The sequence below is a fragment of the Ahrensia kielensis DSM 5890 genome (assembly GCF_000374465.1).
In the GTDB taxonomy this organism is placed as follows: domain Bacteria; phylum Pseudomonadota; class Alphaproteobacteria; order Rhizobiales; family Rhizobiaceae; genus Ahrensia; species Ahrensia kielensis.
In genome coordinates, this window is the sequence record NZ_KB894530.1 from 237,763 (window position 1) to 254,637 (window position 16,875).

A 16,875-nucleotide genomic window follows, 5' to 3' on the forward strand; every position below is an offset into this window, starting at 1 on the left:
TTTAGGAGGAAACCGATGAGACGCAATTTATTGAAATTAGCCGCAGCGACCGCTGTGGTTTTATCGTTTGGCTCAATGGCCAGTGCGCAAGAATACCCGTTTCGTGACATAACGAATGCTGTCGTTTGGGGTGCTGGCGGCGGTACTGACAGCATCAATCGTATGATTATGGCTGAGATGGAAAAGCACTTGCCTGTAAGCATTAGCGTTACCAACCAGACGGGCGGCGTTGCTGGCTCGAACGGCATGGTCTATGTCATGAACCAGCCGGATGACGGTTACACATTGGCTGGCATTTCTGAATCAAACGTGACGGCTGCCGTTCAAGGCGGCTGGGATAAGAAGTTTGATTTCTGGTATCCGTTTATTGTTGGCGGCTCACCTGACCTCATTTCAGTGCCTGCGGATTCACCTTACAATTCACTTCAAGAACTTATTGATGCAGCAAAAGAAGCGCCAGGTACAATTCCTGCGGCGGCTTCGGGCTCTGGCTCAATTCACCACCTCAATCTATTGGCGATTGAAAATGGTGCAGATGCCAAATTCAAGTTTGTTCCTTACAAAGGCTCTGGTCCAGGACAAGAAGCTGCAATGGCAGGCGAAGTTGCCTTGGTTATTACATCGCTCGCAGAACAAGCGCCTTTGATCTCTGGCGGTCAGCTCAAGCCACTTGCAATGCTCACACCAGATGCTGTGACTTTTGAAGATAAAGAAATTCCTTCTGCATTTTCAATTTATGATGGCTTGGATAAGTACCTGCCGTTGAAACAGGCTATTGGCTTTGCTGTTCATGCTTCTGCATCTGACGATGTTAAGGCTACATTGACTGCAGCTTTTGATAAAGCGGTTGCGTCAGATGTTGTTGCTGAATGGGCTGCGGCAAACAATTATGATGTTTCTGGCAAGTCTGGTGATGAGGCAAGTGCTGTATTTGCAAACTTGGAAAGCACATTTGCTTGGACATTATGGGAGCTGGGTGCAGCTGAGGTGGACCCGTCTACTCTTGGTATCGCGAAGCCATAACATTCCTAATCCTCCCAAAGGCATATATTACTTTTTCAGGCCGGTGTGTTTCCGGCCTGAATGGTCTTTTAAGAGAGAAAGTTCATGGACGAAAAAACAATTCTGCGGGCACGTGACTTTTGGACGGCGATAGTCCTGTTCTTCGTCAGTCTCTTCTTCTTATATCGAACGTCTAAAATTCCCTTTTTCAACAGTGCTTCGGCTGGCGTTGATAGCGCGCAATGGTATGATTCTGCTGCGCTTGTTCCTTTCGGTGTCTTTGGAATTTTGCTTGCCCTTTCGATCGTTTTGTTTGTGATCTCTATTAAAGATGGCGGCGCAAAAGTAGCGCTCTCGGCTGTCGGACTTGATATCGACATCAGCGAAATCAAACGTCTATTCAGCATTTCAATTATTCTCTCAGCCTATATTTTCGGCCTCGTGCCACGCGTTGATTTTATCATCTGTTCCGCGCTCATGATCACCGCTTTAATTTGGGGTTTCCATCGGGGGGTGCGTCCCGCCACATATATCGCTAGTGCAGCTGTTATCGTGCCAGCACTTTATGCGCTCATCGCAAATTTTCCGCAGTCAGAATGGGGCAAACCCCATGATGATGACTGGATCACCTTGATCTCATTTCTCGCACTCACAGCGACAATGTTCGCTACTGAAATCCGCGCAAAAAATGTGGACCGCGTGGTCAAAGCAACACCAATAGTTGCGGTGTTATGTCCGCTCATTCTCGTCTTGGCGATGGCTTTTGGCTTTAGGCAAAATGTCCCGAACCGCACCGGCCTGCTCTTTAGCCAGATAGAATATAATTATTATGTAAACCTCAGACCGCTTTGGCAGGGTAAAAAATGATTGAGTTTGTTCTCGCACAATTAGTTGGCTTTTCGAGCGCCCTATATATTCTTGTCATTGATCCGATAACTTATGTCTATCTGATCCCTGCCGTTTTTCTTGGTATTGTTTTTGGCGCTCTGCCGGGCCTGACTGCAACACTTGCTGTTACGATTCTAACCGGATTTTTCGGCAATAAGTTTCCACTGGACCAAGCTCTAATTGCGCTGATTGGTTCTTATGTGGGGGCCATTTATGGTGGCTCTTACCCTTCAATTCTTCTCAATATTCCAGGCACTGCTGCTTCTGCTGCAACGGCCATGGATGGCTATCCCATGACACAAAAAGGGCTTGGTGGTCAGGCGTTAGGATTGACGACAACGGCCTCTTTTATTGGCACTTTGTTTGGTACATTTTGCCTGCTAATTTTTGTTTGGCTTTTGCTCATTGTGTCTAAAAACATTGCGTCGCCTGAAAAAGCATTGCTTGCCCTTTTCGGTATTCTTTTATCTGGGACTTTGATGTCAGAAGACCTTGTCATTAAGGGATGGATAGCAGGCTTGCTTGGGCTGGCTATGGCAATGGTTGGTCTTGATCCGCTTTTGTCAGAACCACGCTATGTGTTTGAATGGTCTTATCTTCTTTCAGGTTTTCAAGTTGTTCCGGTTTTGATGGGTGCGTTTGCAATACCTCAAATTATGGATGGTATGCGCGAAGCAATTAAATTGATGAAAGTGCCCAATGTGGGACGCATACGCCCTGAAATGGGCGAGGTGATGAAGCACATGCCCACAATATTGCGCTCAGGTGCGATCGGTACGGGCGTGGGAGCTTTGCCGGGCGTGGGCGAGGATGTTGCTGGATGGGTTTCCTACGGCGTTGGAAAATCAGTTTCTAAGGAAGGTGATCAGTTCGGCAAAGGCTCAAAAGATGGGCTTATCTCTGCAGAAGCTGCAAACAATGCTGCCATTGGCGGCGCGCTCATTCCATTGCTTGTGCTTGGTATTCCAGGCTCTCCGCCAGCTGCGGCGCTTCTTGGTGCGCTCAAAATTAACAATGTTATTCCGGGCCCAACAATTGATCCGGCTCTGATTTTGCACATTGTCGCAATTCTTGTGCTGGCATCGTTAACGATGCTAATCATGGGCTTGTTGACGGCAAAAATCTTCATCAAAATCTTGCGTATTCCGCAAACCATGTTTCTGCCAGTCGTGATGGTTCTAACAACCATTGGGTCATTTTCTGTTGGCGGCGGCATCAACGATTTGTTTTTGATGATCGGTGTTGGTCTTGTCGCCTATGCTATGAACAAGATGCAATATCCAATCGCACCGCTTGTGATCGGCGTCATTCTTGGCGGTTTGTTTGATGAAACGTTCCGTCGATCTCTGCTGATTTCTGATGGCGATATGACCGTGTTTTTCTCACGTCCTGGCGCGGCCATTCTTTTGACGCTCAACATTCTTCTGGTCATGAGCCAAATACCGTTGATCAAAAGAATGTTTTCCAAGCTAACAGGCAAATTCAAAAAAGTAGGTGCTTAAATGAGCTTTGCAGTGATCGTTACATTTAAAATACACAGCGCAGATATGGCTGCATTTATGCCTCTTATGGTGAAGCAAGCTAAAACGTCTCTTGAGTTAGAACCTGCGTGCCATGTCTTTGAGATTTGGCAACACACTGACGACGAGAACACGGTAAAGCTGTATGAAGTTTACGATGATGCAGACGCCTTTAAGACGCATCTTGAGAGTGCGCACTTTAAAGAGTTCGATCAAATCGTTGCGCCGATGATTGCGCATAAAGACGTCACTTTACTTAACCGCAAAATAGAACTGGACTAATCCCACATGGCAACGACTATTGATAATTTATGCCTTGGCACAATGATGTTTGGCGGCCCAACAGATAAAGACGAAGCTCAGAAAATTTTTGATATGTTCACCGATGCTGGCGGACGTTTCATTGATACGGCTGACTCATATACGGATACGCAAAGCGAACGTTTTGTTGGCGAACTGATTAAAGCGGAGCGCAGCAAGTTTAAGGTCGCAACAAAGGTTGGCAACCACTTTAACAGTGTGGAAAAATCAGGCGGCCTAACCAAGGGCTGGATCAATGAAGCCATTGACGGCTCATTGAGCCGGCTGAATACCGATTATATCGACCTTTATTATTTGCACCTCGAAAAGAACGAAACACCGCTGGCTGAAACAGTGGAAGCTATAGGTGAATTGCTGGCTAGTGGCAAAATTCGTGATTGGGGTTTTTCAAATTACAGAGCATGGAAAATAGCGGAGCTTGTGCGGTTGAGCGATGAGATGGGCATCAAGCGTCCAGCTTATGCGCAGCCTTATTATCATATGCTCAACCGAACTGCCGAAGCTGATTTTCTGCCTGCTTGCCGACATTTCGGTATTAAAGTCGTCAGTTACTCACCGCTTGCGCGCGGTGTTTTAACGGGCAAATATAAGGGCGGCGCTGCACCTGAAGGATCACGCGGTGCACGCGGCGATCAACGCATTACCGAGACTGAAATGCATCCTGAAACATTGGCTAAAGCTGATCTTGCGCTAGCCTTTGCTGAAAAGGGATCAAAGAAACTTGCCGATATGGCTGTTCAGTGGGTTCTGGCCAATAATGCGATCAGCGCAGTGCTTGCTGGACCGCGTACATCTGGCCAGATGCAAAGCTACATAAATTCTTTAAGCGCAGATTACACAATGGCTGATGAAGACTATTACTCTAGCCTATGTAACCCCGGCCAAATGGCAGCGGCTGGTCATTTTGACCCGCGTTACCTGCTGGATGGCAGACACATTAAAGCCGAAGTAAATCAATCATGAGTGAAACGATCTGGAAAGTTCACGCGCTTAAATATGCTGAACGCAATGCGCGCACCCGTGCGGATAGTTTTCTGTTTGACGATGACCATGCAAGTCAACACGATATGGACTATTTCATCTGGGTGCTGAGCAATGGTAAGCGCAATATTGTTGTTGATACGGGCTATGATAGCGATGAAGCCAGCAGGCGCGATCGCCCGATATTGCGTAATCCAGCCAAAGCGCTGGAAGCCATTGGCGTTGATGCTGCTCACGTCGATACGGTGATCATTACGCATCTGCATTATGATCATGCGGGTGGCTTGCAGCAGTTTCCCAATGCCGTTTTTCATCTGCAAGAAAAAGAGATGGCCTATGCAACGGGCCCCTGCATGTGCAGCGGAACGCTTAAAATGCCATTTACGGCTGATCATGTGTGCCAGATGGTGCAGCGTGTTTATTCAGGCCGCGTTGTCTTTCATGACGAAGATGGTGTGGTGGCAGATGGCGTGACAGTCCACCGGATTGGCGGCCACTCTCGCGGCCTTCAAGCGGTTCGGGTGAAAACTGAAAGTGGCTATTTGTGCCTCGCTTCGGATGCGGCTCACTATTATGAGAATTTTGAAAAAGGAAAGCCGTTTCCCATCGTCGTTGACATGGAAGACATGTTCACTGGTTTTTCTAAAATCCAAAAACTCGCAAGTCACAAATCATTGGTTATTCCGGGGCATGATCCGCTCGTGACAAAACGATTTGGCAGCGAAGGGCAATCAGGATTTGTCTGGCGTCTTGATAAGGGACCGAACCAAGCAATAGAGGATGTGTGATGTTACTGGGTGTAATCGGCGACGACTTTACTGGGTCAAGCGACATTGCCAACACTTTATCAAAGCAGGGCATGAGCGTTACGCAATATAGCGGCATACCTGAACAAAACGCAGATGCTGCAGTAGAGGCTGGCGTTGTATCGCTTAAAACACGTACCATTCCCGTTGAAGAGGCCGTTGCACAATCTGTTGAGGCAGCCAATTGGTTGCTACAGCAAGGATGCCAGCAGATATTTTTCAAATATTGCTCTACGTTTGATTCAACCAAAGAAGGCAATATTGGCCCCGTAACGGAGGCTTTGGCTGACCTATTGGGCGAAGATAAGATCGTTATGTGTCCGGCATTTCCAACAGCAGGGCGCACGATTTTTCAAGGGCATTTGTTTGTTGGTGATCAATTGTTGAGTGATAGCGGTATGCGCAATCACCCGCTAACACCCATGACGGATGCAGATTTGCGGCGCTGGCTTAGCTACCAAACAAAATGGAATGTTGGGCATATCGCTCTGATGTCTTTTGTCAATGATTTATGCGCGTCAAAGCACCCGCTGGCGGGTTTCAACGTTACTGTGGCGCACATTGGTGGGAACGAGATCTGAAGACGTCGGTTAACAAACTCTGATACGCGGATTGGATACCGCATGACCGCATGTGCGTCTCGGGGCTATTCCTGTCTTACATCGGGCGTCAACTTATGTTGGCCACAAAGCGATGTCGGATATTCCCCTGCCGTGATCTCGTTCCCGCCAATAGGCGTGAAAGGTTGGACCGGCTAAGGCACTGGCATTGTCCTTCGGGCAATATCCCACATGAATGCTGACATTTCTCGGGCGATTGCCGTTGTTATCACTGTCTTCTTCTTACCGCGCTGGCTAAGCCGCCGATATCGCGCTGTCAGCCTTGATTGTGCCTTCCAAGCGATGTCCTGTATCTCAGGCGGTAGTTTTTGCAGGACGTAGAGCTTCCTTTCGCCGACTCGCGCTGGAAACCGATATGTCCAAGCTCCCTCCACCAGCGTGCGCCGGACCCTAGAATTGCCAGCTTTGGTGATCCCGCCACGTTTGGTCGTCTGACCCGTGGAATACTCACTGGGTACCAAGCCCAAATAGGCCATCAACTTGCGCGGATTTTCAAATCGGCGAACATCGCCAATCTCAGCCATAAATGTAACAGCACTGATCAGCGCAACACCGCGCAGTGCTTGTAATGCATCAACAACCGGTCCCAATTGCCAATTTGGAATTAACTGTTCGATACCGTCGGTTAGTCGGGCAACACGTTCGACAGCGTGACGCTCGGCCATAATCATTTCCTGTAAAGCGATCTGTTGCGCAGGGTGATCAAAGGACTGTTGTTGTAGCCACCGGCGATAACGCATTGTCCATGTCTTGGGTCGGTGATAAATTCGACCATGGCGCAGGAGAAAGGCCGAAATCAACTGGCGTTTGTGGCGCTGATCTTCAGCGGCACTTTCGCGTGCCCGCACCAAATCTCGCATGGCCTCGTGGGTCTCATCGGGTACCCAAACTGGTGTTAATTCCCCCGCCCTTAGAAGGCGCGCCAGACGCATCGCATCACGCCTGTCAGTTTTTATCCGTTCACCTGAACGCATCGGGATCAGGGACGGGGCAACCACGCAACAGGAAAACCCAAACGCCGTAATCTGCCGATACAGTCCATAACCTGTTGGCCCTGCCTCATAGCACATCTCAACTCGGTGGTATTGCGCGGCTAGCTTTTTGAGCAGCTTATCAACAGCATGGGGTGCAGTTGAAACAGTCCCCCAATCGCGTACTTCACCGTTCCGGCCTTCATCTGCAACTGAAACCGCCAGCGTATCCTTTGACGCATCAAGCCCAACGAAAACTACTTTTGATTTGTCTTCCATACCATGCCTCCAAGTTGAAGGGCAGCAGGATGCCAATCCCTCTCAAAGCCAGCATAAATCAATACAGCATCACGCCGCCGAAAAAAGACATGCAGTCTTATGCAGATATTGAAAGCGGCCCTGATCATATCGAACAATTAATGGCTGCAGCGCCTAAAAGCATGATTGTCACAGATGCGATTAATGATCAGCATCTTCGCGATATTGGTACGGCGTGTAAAACCCGTAAATTGCTCACCGGTGGTTCTGGTCTTGCGATCGGTTTACCTGATAATTTCCGCCACGAAGGTTTGATCAAAACGTCGAGTAATCCATGGCACGGCGAAAGTGGCAAAGCGGTTATCCTATCTGGCTCATGCTCTATCGCGACACGCGAACAGGTTGCGCAATATAAAACATGCGGTCCTGCGCGCGAAGTAACAGCCGCAGAAATCATTGAGGGTACAACCAGCGCCGCCGAGATTGCAGCTTGGGCGCTTGAGCAAACACAAGTACCGTTAATTTTTACGTCAGCAGACCCTCAAATTGTTCATGCTGCTCAGGATAAATATGGCCGTGAAAAATCAGCTTCCGCTATTGAAAGTTTCTTCGGGCAGCTCGCTAACCAACTTGCAAATGACGGCGTTTCCCGCATCATCACAGCAGGCGGCGAAACATCGGGCGCAGTTGTATTGGCATTGAATATCGATGCGTTGGAAATTGGCCCTGAAATAGCCGCTGGCGTACCTGCTATGCGGGTTACAGGCCGCGATTTGGTTATCGCATTAAAGTCCGGCAATTTTGGCCAAAAAGACTTTTTCAAACATGCTTTGGAGGTGCTTGAACATGCGTGAGGTTCAGCTACGTGAACAAATTTGTCTCATGGCAAAGAGCTTATATGACCGTGGTTTGGCACATGGTTCGACGGGCAACATTTCTGCACGTTTAGATGATGGCGGCCTTTTGGTGACGCCAACCAATTCTAGTTTTGGCTTTCTCGACCCCGCAAAGCTTTCGCATTTTGATGCGAAGGGTCAGCTTATAGGCGGCGATAAACCGACGAAGGAAATGTCACTGCATCAAGCGTTTTACGAGACGCGCGGTGCAAAAGCAGGCGCCGTCGTGCACTTGCATTCTCACCACAGCGTTGCTCTCTCTTTGTTTGAAGACACTGACAAGGATGATTTTCTACCACCGCTCACGCCTTATCCAATTATGAAGTTGGGAAAGGTCAAGCTGTTGCCATTTTTTGCGCCGGGCGATGCGGCTATGGGCGAGGCTATACGCGATCTTGCTGGCGCGCATTCGGCCGTTATGCTTGCCAATCACGGACCCGTTGTTGCGGGCAGTGACATTGCCTCAACAATTTACGCGATGGAAGAACTTGAAGCAGCAGCGCGACTTGCCATTGAAACAAGAGGGCAAAGCGTTCGTGGGCTGACAACGGATCAAATCACACGGCTGACAGCATCATTCAGCGCATGATGACGGACGCCTTCGCGCCGTAATAGGCGGCCGTGACCATCAAAGCTGTTGCTCTCAGCAAATCCGAACTTCAATAACGCTCGCTTTAACTAAATTTCAGAAGAAAATAAGCCGCCGCAAATATTTGTATTTTCAGATAGTTTCGCTTTAAACCAATTTATAAATCGAATTTTTCGATCATCAAGTTCTATAGGTGAAGCAGAAAGGCAGACATATTTCGATCCGTCTTTGATAAATCCAACTGGAGCAACCAACCGCCCTTGCTCCAATGATTGTGCGACCATGTGCAAGGACATCAAAGCGGCTCCTTGTCCAGATTCTGCGGCTTCTAAAGCCAGAAAATGATGCTCGTAATACAGATCCTTCTTGAAGCTATTATGGTTGGCTTGTTCTTGCCAATTTAGCCACGCATCAGGACGCGTATTAGCGTGTATTCGTACAAAACTTTCCGGTTTAGACCCTTTGCAAAAATCAAGACTGGGAGAAATCACTGGGCCAACTTGTTCAGATCCTAGAGTTTGGATGTGAAGTCTATCATCAATAGGAAAGTCGTTCCTACGTATAGCAATATCAACATGGTCTCTTCGAAAGTCGATCGCTCCACCTCCAGATAGGACACGAACTTCGACCATTGCCTCGGAAAGAATTTGAGGGAGAGAAGGTATAAGCAGTTTGAGGCAAACAGTAGGCTCGCATGATACAATCAGAGGAGCATCGACAGAACCACCTGCGATGCGATCAATTAGAGTTTCCAGGTCGGCAAATAGGTCAATTAGATGTGCTGCTAAAATCTGACCTGCTGGTGAAAGCCTGTTAGACTTTGCGTCTCTAATAAAGAGAGAAAATCCAATACCATCCTCAAGTTTTCGAATCTGTTTACTGACTGCGCTCTGTGTTATAAAAAGCTCATCGGCTGCAGATGTAAAACTGCCATGCCTCGCGCAACTTTCAAATACTTTCAGTGCCTTGAGACTTAAATGGCGCTTTTTGCTTGGGTCCTGACTTTGACGCATGATTTTTTCTCACAGTGCAGCCTGAGGTTAATTCATTTTTCAAAATCACGGTCTCTGGGTAGATGTTTGAGTGAGGATGATCCTCCTATCGATCCATTTTTCAGGAGCGCATGATGCACACGACATAGATAACTCCTTACGCCGCCGAAGTAAACTCGATACCATCACTTCATAGCGTGAAGCTTGCAAAGTCGGGCTTCGTACGGATTCCTAGTGATACATTAATTCCTAATTTGGATGTCCCCGAAGAGGAGTTGGCCTCATTCATAAACAGCTGGAATGATCTCTCATCAGATACATATATGGCGGATGGCGGTGACTATCGTCTACGGCGTCATGCGACGTTCTCTGCGGCTCGCTCGGGAGGACCCGTACAGTTAGAACAACACCAACCACATTATCAAACAACTAACTACAATTCCTTAAATGGTGGTGTGAAGCGTCATTTTGCACCCGTTAAGCATGAAACAGTTGAGAATCTTGCGCTTAAGGCAATTTTGACATTTTGTTCCCGAACCTTTGGGAGTTTGTCGCCGCTCAACGATTGGCATATCGAGTTGCATCAGTTTCGTATTTTAGCAAAAGAAAACGCCGGAAAACCAACGCCGGAGGGCGTTCACCAAGATGGTGTTGATTTCGTTATGATGAGTCTGATCTCCCGTGAAAGCGTTATCGACGGGGAGACTCGCGTGCATGATCTGAACGGGAATGAGGTCGCTCGATTTACGCTAACAAAGCCGATGGAAACAGTTTTAGTTAATGATCGCAGGGTTGCTCATGGCGTCACGCCGATCCTTCCGGCAAAGGTTGGTGTAAGTGGGTATCGAGACATGCTCGTGGTTACTTTCAAGCGCAAATGATGTTTTGATCTCAAGCCGGCGTGGCAAAGCTGCGCCGATCCCCCTCTCATAATTATAAAAAATGGGTCGACTATGAGTTTTGAACATATCATCGTTATCATATCTATTACTTGGCTTGCTGTGATTAGCCCTGGTGCAGATTTTGCCGTAGTTTCTAGGAACAGTTCCGTTCATGGCCGCAGTGCAGGGCTGGCATCCTCTGCGGGTATTGCTTCTGGATGTTGGATCCATGTTGCTTATGCAATTTTTGGCCTCGCACTTATTATCGAGTTTTTTCCTGACTTGTTTACATATATTCAAACTGCAGGAGCGGCCTACCTCATTTACATTGGCATATCGACAGCACTGGCAAAGCCAATTTCTGATGTGCCCAACTCTCACATTTTAGTTGTAACAAACTGGAGACACTATGGGACTGGGGTGTTAACCAATAGTCTCAATCCTAAGACATCTATTTTTGTAATCAGTCTTTACAGCCAGGTCATCGGGGCGCAAACTCCCATTCCTGTGCAACTCCTATGGGGCGCATTCATTTCAGCTTCGCACTTTATATGGTTTGCAGCTATATCTTACTTCATGTCAGCTCCTCAAATACGCTCATGGGTGCTGCGGCATCAAAAAGCTTTTAACCTTGTGATAGGAATAATACTTGCTCTGTTAGGTGTGTTGTTGTTTCTAGCCGACGATCTTGGAGGAGCGCCTCTTGTCTGAGCGATCCTCTTTGGCATCAATCAGGTAAAGTTGTAGAGGTTTGCGCTTCATATTTCGGACTGTTTCATGCCAGTTATCGGCATTTGATATTAAGTGATTGCTTTGTATGCAGTCTATTTCTTGCTCGCTTTTTACGCGGTTAAGTTTAGCAATCGCGTTATCATAAGCGCTGAGCATCGCCGCACCTATGCTTGTGCCTTTCATCCCTCAACGTTGTAGATTTATCTTTGTTCTGTTGGCTCTTTGCGTAAGACAACCAGACCGAAGTTGGCAGCTTCGGAGGTGGTCAAGCACATTTAAAAAATCTCCGATCCGTTTCGTAAACACGGCTCGTTTTTCGTCTCGCCGTCTGCTCGCTACTTCCTAAGTGTATACAAAAGTAAATCTTAAATATATAATTTAATCAATGTGTTAGGTTTTTATTTGGAGTTTCTCTTAGAAAATGAAACGTTTCATATTGACAGTTTTAAAATGCCGTGATTACTTTTACCATGCTTTCAATGTGGGATGCTCCCGCAAGAAAGCTTGATGAATCTGGGAGGTTCCAATGAGAATTTTTAAAACCGTAGCCACGGCTGCGACCGCTATTGCTTTGCTTGTAACGCCTGCGTTTGCGCAGGATAAGCCAGTCGTTGGACTGGTCATGAAGTCACTGGCAAATGAGTTTTTCCAAAACATGTTGGAAGGGGCCGAGGCCCATGCCGTAGAACGCGGTGACTATGAGTTGCGTGCTGTGGGTATGCAGAATGAAACTGACTTTGAAAGTCAGATCAATGCTGTTGAAAACTTCATCACGCAAGGTGTCGATGCAATTGTCATTGCACCAGCAGATTCCAAGGCAATGGTTCGCCCAATCAAAAAAGCGATTGCCGCTGGTATCACGGTTGTGAACTTTGATGTTGCATTGGATGAAGACGCGAAGAAAGAGCAGGGACTTGAGCTCGCTTTTGTTGGCCCGGACAATCGCGGCGGAGCAAAGATGGCTGGTGATGCGCTTGGTAAAAAACTTGGCGAAGGTGCCAAGGTCGTTATCGTTGAAGGTAATCCGGGTGCAGATAATGCAACACAGCGCCGACTTGGGTTTGAAGATTCAGTGGCTGAATACAAACTAGACTTGCTGGATAGCCGTACTGCGCATTGGGAAACTGAAGAAGCCAATCAGGTATTCTCAACGATGCTGACTGCTCATCCTGATGTGCAAGGTGTTCTTGCTGCCAATGATTCAATGGCAATCGGTGTGGTTAAAGCGCTGGAAAATGCAGGCCGTAGTGACATTCTCGTTGTCGGTTTTGATAATGTTCCTGCTGTTGGCCCAATGATCGAAGACGGCCGTATGCTTGCTACTGTTGATCAGTTTGGTCAGAAAATGGCTGCGGACGCGATTGACTTGGCGCTTGAAGTTGTTGCTGGTGGGCCTGCTCTAGAGGGCTGGGTCAAGACCAACATTAAACTTGTAACAGCAGAATAAAAATAACTTAATTGGGGCCGCTCATTGCGGCCCCTTCTATGTTTGCACCCAAAATCAACGAAGCGATGCGTGATATGAATTTAGCGCCACAGGAAACTTTGCCAAACACCATTTTGGCCGTTAGCAACCTCAAAAAACATTTTGGCGGCGTGCGCGCACTTGATGGGGTCAGCTTTTCACTAGCGCGCGGCGAAACGCATGCGCTGGTTGGTGAAAACGGAGCGGGCAAATCTACACTTATTAAGACTCTATCTGGAGCATTTCCTTTTGATTCCGGTGATATAGTTTTGGATGGTGTATCCTACCGTCCAAGCACTCCGCACGAGGCAAAAGCCCGCGGCGTACAGGTCGTGCATCAGGAATTTAACCTGCTTAACCACCTTAGTGTGGCCGAAAATATTTCCATCGAGGCTATGCCGCGCAATAGGTTTGGTATTCTTGATCGCGCCGAAATGAACCGCCGTGCTCAGGCCTCACTTAACGCGATTGGATTGGGAGAAATTGACGTTCGCACGAGCGTTCAGTCCTTAGGAATAGCACATAGGCAATTGATTGAAATTGCTCGTTCACTTCAATCCGATAGCTCGATTTTGATTCTTGATGAGCCTACCGCAACATTGACAGAGCGCGAAACAAAACGCCTATTTGAGATCATTGCTGACATTAAAGAAAAGGGTGTCACGGTGGTCTTTGTAACGCACCATCTGGATGAAGTTTTTGCTATATGTGACCGCGTCACAATTTTTCGCAATGGGGAGACCATTGCAACCGAATTAATCGCAGATACCACACCTGAAAATGTTGTGCGGCATATGGTGGGTCGCGAGCTGGAAGCAGAGCGTAGCAATAGCCGTAGTATCGGCACAGCCGGTGACGTGGCGCTCTCTACTCGTAAATTAAAGGTTGCATTTAATCCGCATCAAGACGGTTTAGATATGGATGTACACTATGGTGAAATCGTAGGCATTGCAGGTCTTGTTGGGGCTGGAAGAACGGAGTTTTTACGCGGAATAAGTGCGGTTGATCCGATTGTTTCCGGTCACGTTGAACGGGATGGTTCGCCGGTGCGTTTTCGCAGTCCGCGTGATGCTATTTCGGCAGGCATAGCCTTTGTTACAGAGGACCGCAAAGAAGAGGGCTTGATCCTCGACATGCCAATTGCGGCCAATGTCTCCCTTGCCAATATGGAGGCCGTATCGGGCGCAGGTTTGATGCGCTTTGGTACTGAGCGACGCAGGGCAAAATCCTATGAGGAAAAGCTGCATATTAAATGCGGAAGCGTCAAAGATGCGGCGAATAGTTTGTCCGGTGGCAATCAGCAAAAAGTTGTTTTGGCCAAGTGGCTGGCCTGCTCTCCACAAGTGCTAATTCTTGATGAGCCCACCCGCGGCGTTGATGTGGGTGCTAAGGCCGAGATTTATGGGATTTTGCGGAATTTGGCTCGCGAGGGCACTGCGCTGCTGGTCGTATCATCAGAATTACCGGAGCTCATGACTTTGTGTGATCGCATTCTCGTCATGGCTAACCACAAGATTGTTGGTAGCGTTGCGCGGGCCGATTTCACAGAAGAACGAATATTAAAGATGGCTTACGGCCAAAATGGAATTGAAGAAGGAACAAACGCATGACGTCGGATAACCGCCCGCTAGAACCCACGCCGCGCCGCGCGCTCTCGTTTCGCGCGATCATCAATAATGCTGGGATCGGATTGGCGCTGCTGGCGTTGATCTTATTCTTTTCGCTGACGTCAGAGTTTTTCCTGACATCCAATAACATTACGAACATCCTTACTCAGATTACGATCAATTTGATTTTGGCCGTTGGCATGACTTTTGTCATTCTTATTGGCGGCATTGATCTATCTGTTGGATCAGTCATGGCTTTTGCTGCTGTTGTTGCGGGTAAAGCCATTACGCTCCCTGATATGGGTATTACAGAACTGGTTTTACTGGCTTGCCTAGCGGGGGTGATGACCGGATTAATCTGCGGGTTACTCAATGGCGTAATAAGCGCTTTTTGGGGATTGCCATCTTTTATTATCACATTGGGCATGCTGAACATTGCACGCGGTGCAGCGTTGCACGTGTCAGATGCAAAGACGATTTATTCTTTCCCTTCCGCATTTGAGAATTTTGGTTCTGCGCTAATTTACGGGGTGCCGGTCGTGTTTTTGGTCGCTTTGTTGATCACGCTCATCGCTTGGTTTGTGTTAAATTGGACGGTTTTTGGCCGCCTTCTATATGGCATTGGAAACAACGAAGAAGCTGTGCGACTTGCGGGCCATCAAGTGTTTTGGCTTAAAGTTGCAGCCTTCACCATTTGTGGGGCAACGGCGGGTATTGCAGCTGTGATTTATATGGCTAGGCTGAGTATTTCGAGCCCAATCGCCGGTATTGGATTTGAGCTAAACGCTATTGCTGCAGTCATCATTGGTGGTACCAGCCTCGCAGGCGGCCGAGGATCAGTCATCGGCACACTGCTCGGTGCTTTCATCATCGGGGTGCTCGCCAATGGGCTCATCTTGATCGGGCTGAATGATTTTATGCGCCAGATGATCACAGGCGTGGTCATTATCGTGGCCGTCATTCTTGATTATTACCGTGCCAAATATTCAGCATCATGAAGCGCACGCCCTTATTAAACCGTCACCTCAGCGCTTTGATTGCAACGCTTGGCCATCTTGATGAGATTGTGATCGCCGATGCAGGATTGCCGGTCCCGGCAGGAGTGCCCGTCATTGATCTGGCTCTTGTCGCGGGAACCCCAAGTTTTTTGGAGGTGCTTAGTGCGCTGCGTCATGAGTTATGTATTCAAGAAGCGGTGCTTGCCGAAGAGGCTTCTCCTGAACTGACCGCTGTTGTGGTCAAAGAGCTGGATGATTGGGAGGGTAAAGTTATTCTCAGTAGGCAGTCACACGGCAGAATAAAAGCTCGCTGCGCGCATGCTCGCGCTATCATTCGCAGTGGGGAAACAACGCCATTTGCTAATATAATTTTGGTCAGTGGGGTCGTGTTTTGACCGTCGTTGTCGTGGGAAGTATCAATTTTGATCTGACGATGTATTTGGACCGTTGGCCGAAGGTTGGCGAGACAGTAACAGCACGCGAGAGTGCATCATCTCTGGGCGGAAAAGGAGCCAACCAGTGCATTGCCGCCACACGATTGAGCGCTAAGTCTGTCATGATAGGCGCCATCGGTAATGATGGATATGGCCTACAAGCGATAGAGACACTAGAGCGCGAAAATGTCATCCTAGGTTTAAAGACAGTCGAAGGCACTGCAACCGGAATTGCTTGCATCGACGTTGGGCCTGAAGGCGACAATATTATTCGGCTCGCACATGGGGCAAATGCTGCGCTGTGTGTTGAGGACATTGCAGCGCATGCTTCTACCATAAGCGAGGCCAGTGTATTATTGTTGCAAAACGAGATTCCATTGGAGGCTTCGTTGGAGGCAGCACGCCTTGGGCGAAGCGCTGGCGCTCTTGTGATTATGGATCCAGCGCCTATGCCTGAACAGGTTTGGGATAGGGGAATCTTTTCAGCTTTCGACCTTTTAACGCCGAACATCACCGAAGCTGAACGCATTTTGCAGCGCAAAATAGAAGGTTTGGATGAGGCTATGTTAGCTGTAAGCGATCTCTCGGCTTTTGCTCGCCGCGGCGCGATTATTACTATGGGCGGTGAAGGCGTGGTCTGGCATATAGATGGATTGTCTGGATATCTTCCTGCGGTCCCAGTTGATGCGATTGATACTGTTGCTGCTGGAGATTGTTTTAATGGGGCTCTAGCTGCAGAGCTGACGCAAAATGTGGAATTTCCTTTAGCCATAGAATTTGCTGTTAAGGCTGCATCTATAACTGCTAGCCGAAAAGGCGCGCAGATATCTATTCCAACACGGGCCCAAGTTGACGCTTTTAAGCCCGTAGCTATTGAAAGCTTAAACAATGCAAGGGTATGACATTCGGTAGAT

The 16,875-nt window shown here is 48.1% G+C and carries 17 protein-coding genes and 1 pseudogene; 16 read left to right on the top strand and 2 right to left on the bottom strand.

Going from position 1 to position 16,875, the window contains the following annotated elements; translation table 11 throughout:
- Positions 1–15 precede the first annotated feature (15 nt).
- The 7 genes and pseudogenes from C504_RS0110505 to C504_RS17635 all read left to right on the top strand — a co-directional run.
- Positions 16–1,023: a Bug family tripartite tricarboxylate transporter substrate binding protein gene (locus C504_RS0110505; RefSeq protein ID WP_018689298.1), complete on the top strand. Its 1,008-nt coding sequence runs from the start codon at positions 16–18 to the stop codon at positions 1,021–1,023.
- A gap of 84 nt (positions 1,024–1,107) precedes the next feature.
- On the top strand, positions 1,108–1,869 hold the full coding sequence (locus C504_RS0110510) for a tripartite tricarboxylate transporter TctB family protein (RefSeq protein ID WP_018689299.1): 762 nt from the start codon (positions 1,108–1,110) through the stop codon (positions 1,867–1,869).
- Complete coding sequence (locus tag C504_RS0110515; protein ID WP_018689300.1) at positions 1,866–3,392, top strand: tripartite tricarboxylate transporter permease; 1,527 nt, start codon at positions 1,866–1,868, stop codon at positions 3,390–3,392. The genes C504_RS0110510 and C504_RS0110515 overlap by 4 nt, the downstream gene beginning before the upstream one ends.
- Positions 3,393–3,692, top strand: coding sequence for a putative quinol monooxygenase (locus C504_RS0110520; protein ID WP_018689301.1), 300 nt, complete (start codon positions 3,393–3,395; stop codon positions 3,690–3,692).
- 6 nt (positions 3,693–3,698) lie between these two features.
- Positions 3,699–4,694, top strand: coding sequence for an aldo/keto reductase (locus C504_RS0110525; protein WP_018689302.1), 996 nt, complete (start codon positions 3,699–3,701; stop codon positions 4,692–4,694).
- A complete protein-coding gene (locus C504_RS0110530; RefSeq protein ID WP_018689303.1) occupies positions 4,691–5,500 on the top strand; it encodes an N-acyl homoserine lactonase family protein in 810 nt (269 codons plus the stop codon). Before C504_RS0110525 ends, C504_RS0110530 begins: the two co-directional genes overlap by 4 nt.
- Positions 5,500–6,006, top strand: a pseudogene (locus tag C504_RS17635) (four-carbon acid sugar kinase family protein); the annotation flags it as partial. The gene C504_RS0110530 and the pseudogene C504_RS17635, both read left to right, overlap by 1 nt.
- 266 nt (positions 6,007–6,272) lie before the next feature.
- Here the strand turns inward: C504_RS17635 and C504_RS0110540 are convergent.
- Positions 6,273–7,388, bottom strand: a complete 1,116-nt coding sequence (locus tag C504_RS0110540; protein ID WP_018687233.1) for an IS110 family RNA-guided transposase — start codon at positions 7,386–7,388, stop codon at positions 6,273–6,275.
- 29 nt (positions 7,389–7,417) lie between these two features.
- Here C504_RS0110540 and C504_RS17640 point away from each other — a divergent pair, with 29 nt between their 5' ends.
- Positions 7,418–8,221, top strand: a complete 804-nt coding sequence (locus tag C504_RS17640; RefSeq protein ID WP_018689305.1) for a four-carbon acid sugar kinase family protein — start codon at positions 7,418–7,420, stop codon at positions 8,219–8,221.
- Positions 8,214–8,852, top strand: a complete 639-nt coding sequence (otnC, locus tag C504_RS0110550) for a 3-oxo-tetronate 4-phosphate decarboxylase (protein ID WP_018689306.1) — start codon at positions 8,214–8,216, stop codon at positions 8,850–8,852. The genes C504_RS17640 and otnC overlap by 8 nt, the downstream gene beginning before the upstream one ends.
- Positions 8,853–8,941: 89 nt before the next feature.
- On the opposite strand, the gene C504_RS0110555 is transcribed toward otnC, so the two are convergent.
- The gene (locus tag C504_RS0110555) at positions 8,942–9,865 is read right to left on the bottom strand and encodes a LysR family transcriptional regulator (RefSeq protein ID WP_018689307.1); all 924 of its coding nucleotides are present in this window, start codon (positions 9,863–9,865) and stop codon (positions 8,942–8,944) included.
- Between the two features lie 176 nt (positions 9,866–10,041).
- On the opposite strand from C504_RS0110555, the gene C504_RS17645 reads away from it, so the two are divergent.
- The 7 genes from C504_RS17645 to C504_RS0110590 all read left to right on the top strand — a co-directional run bounded on the left by C504_RS17645 (position 10,042) and on the right by C504_RS0110590 (position 16,863).
- Positions 10,042–10,725, top strand: coding sequence for a 2OG-Fe dioxygenase family protein (locus C504_RS17645; protein ID WP_281167586.1), 684 nt, complete (start codon positions 10,042–10,044; stop codon positions 10,723–10,725).
- A 72-nt stretch (positions 10,726–10,797) separates the two neighbouring features.
- Entirely contained in the window at positions 10,798–11,436 is a 639-nt protein-coding gene (locus C504_RS0110565; RefSeq protein WP_018689309.1) for a LysE family translocator, read from the top strand.
- 547 nt (positions 11,437–11,983) lie between these two features.
- On the top strand, positions 11,984–12,904 hold the full coding sequence (locus tag C504_RS0110570) for a sugar ABC transporter substrate-binding protein (protein ID WP_018689310.1): 921 nt from the start codon (positions 11,984–11,986) through the stop codon (positions 12,902–12,904).
- A gap of 38 nt (positions 12,905–12,942) precedes the next feature.
- On the top strand, positions 12,943–14,532 hold the full coding sequence (locus C504_RS0110575) for an ATP-binding cassette domain-containing protein (protein WP_018689311.1): 1,590 nt from the start codon (positions 12,943–12,945) through the stop codon (positions 14,530–14,532).
- The gene (locus C504_RS0110580) at positions 14,529–15,527 is read left to right on the top strand and encodes an ABC transporter permease (protein ID WP_018689312.1); all 999 of its coding nucleotides are present in this window, start codon (positions 14,529–14,531) and stop codon (positions 15,525–15,527) included. Before C504_RS0110575 ends, C504_RS0110580 begins: the two co-directional genes overlap by 4 nt.
- Entirely contained in the window at positions 15,524–15,922 is a 399-nt protein-coding gene (gene rbsD, locus C504_RS0110585) for a D-ribose pyranase (protein WP_018689313.1), read from the top strand. The genes C504_RS0110580 and rbsD overlap by 4 nt, the downstream gene beginning before the upstream one ends.
- A complete protein-coding gene (locus tag C504_RS0110590) occupies positions 15,919–16,863 on the top strand; it encodes a ribokinase (protein ID WP_245555166.1) in 945 nt (314 codons plus the stop codon). Before rbsD ends, C504_RS0110590 begins: the two co-directional genes overlap by 4 nt.
- Positions 16,864–16,875: the final 12 nt, after the last annotated feature.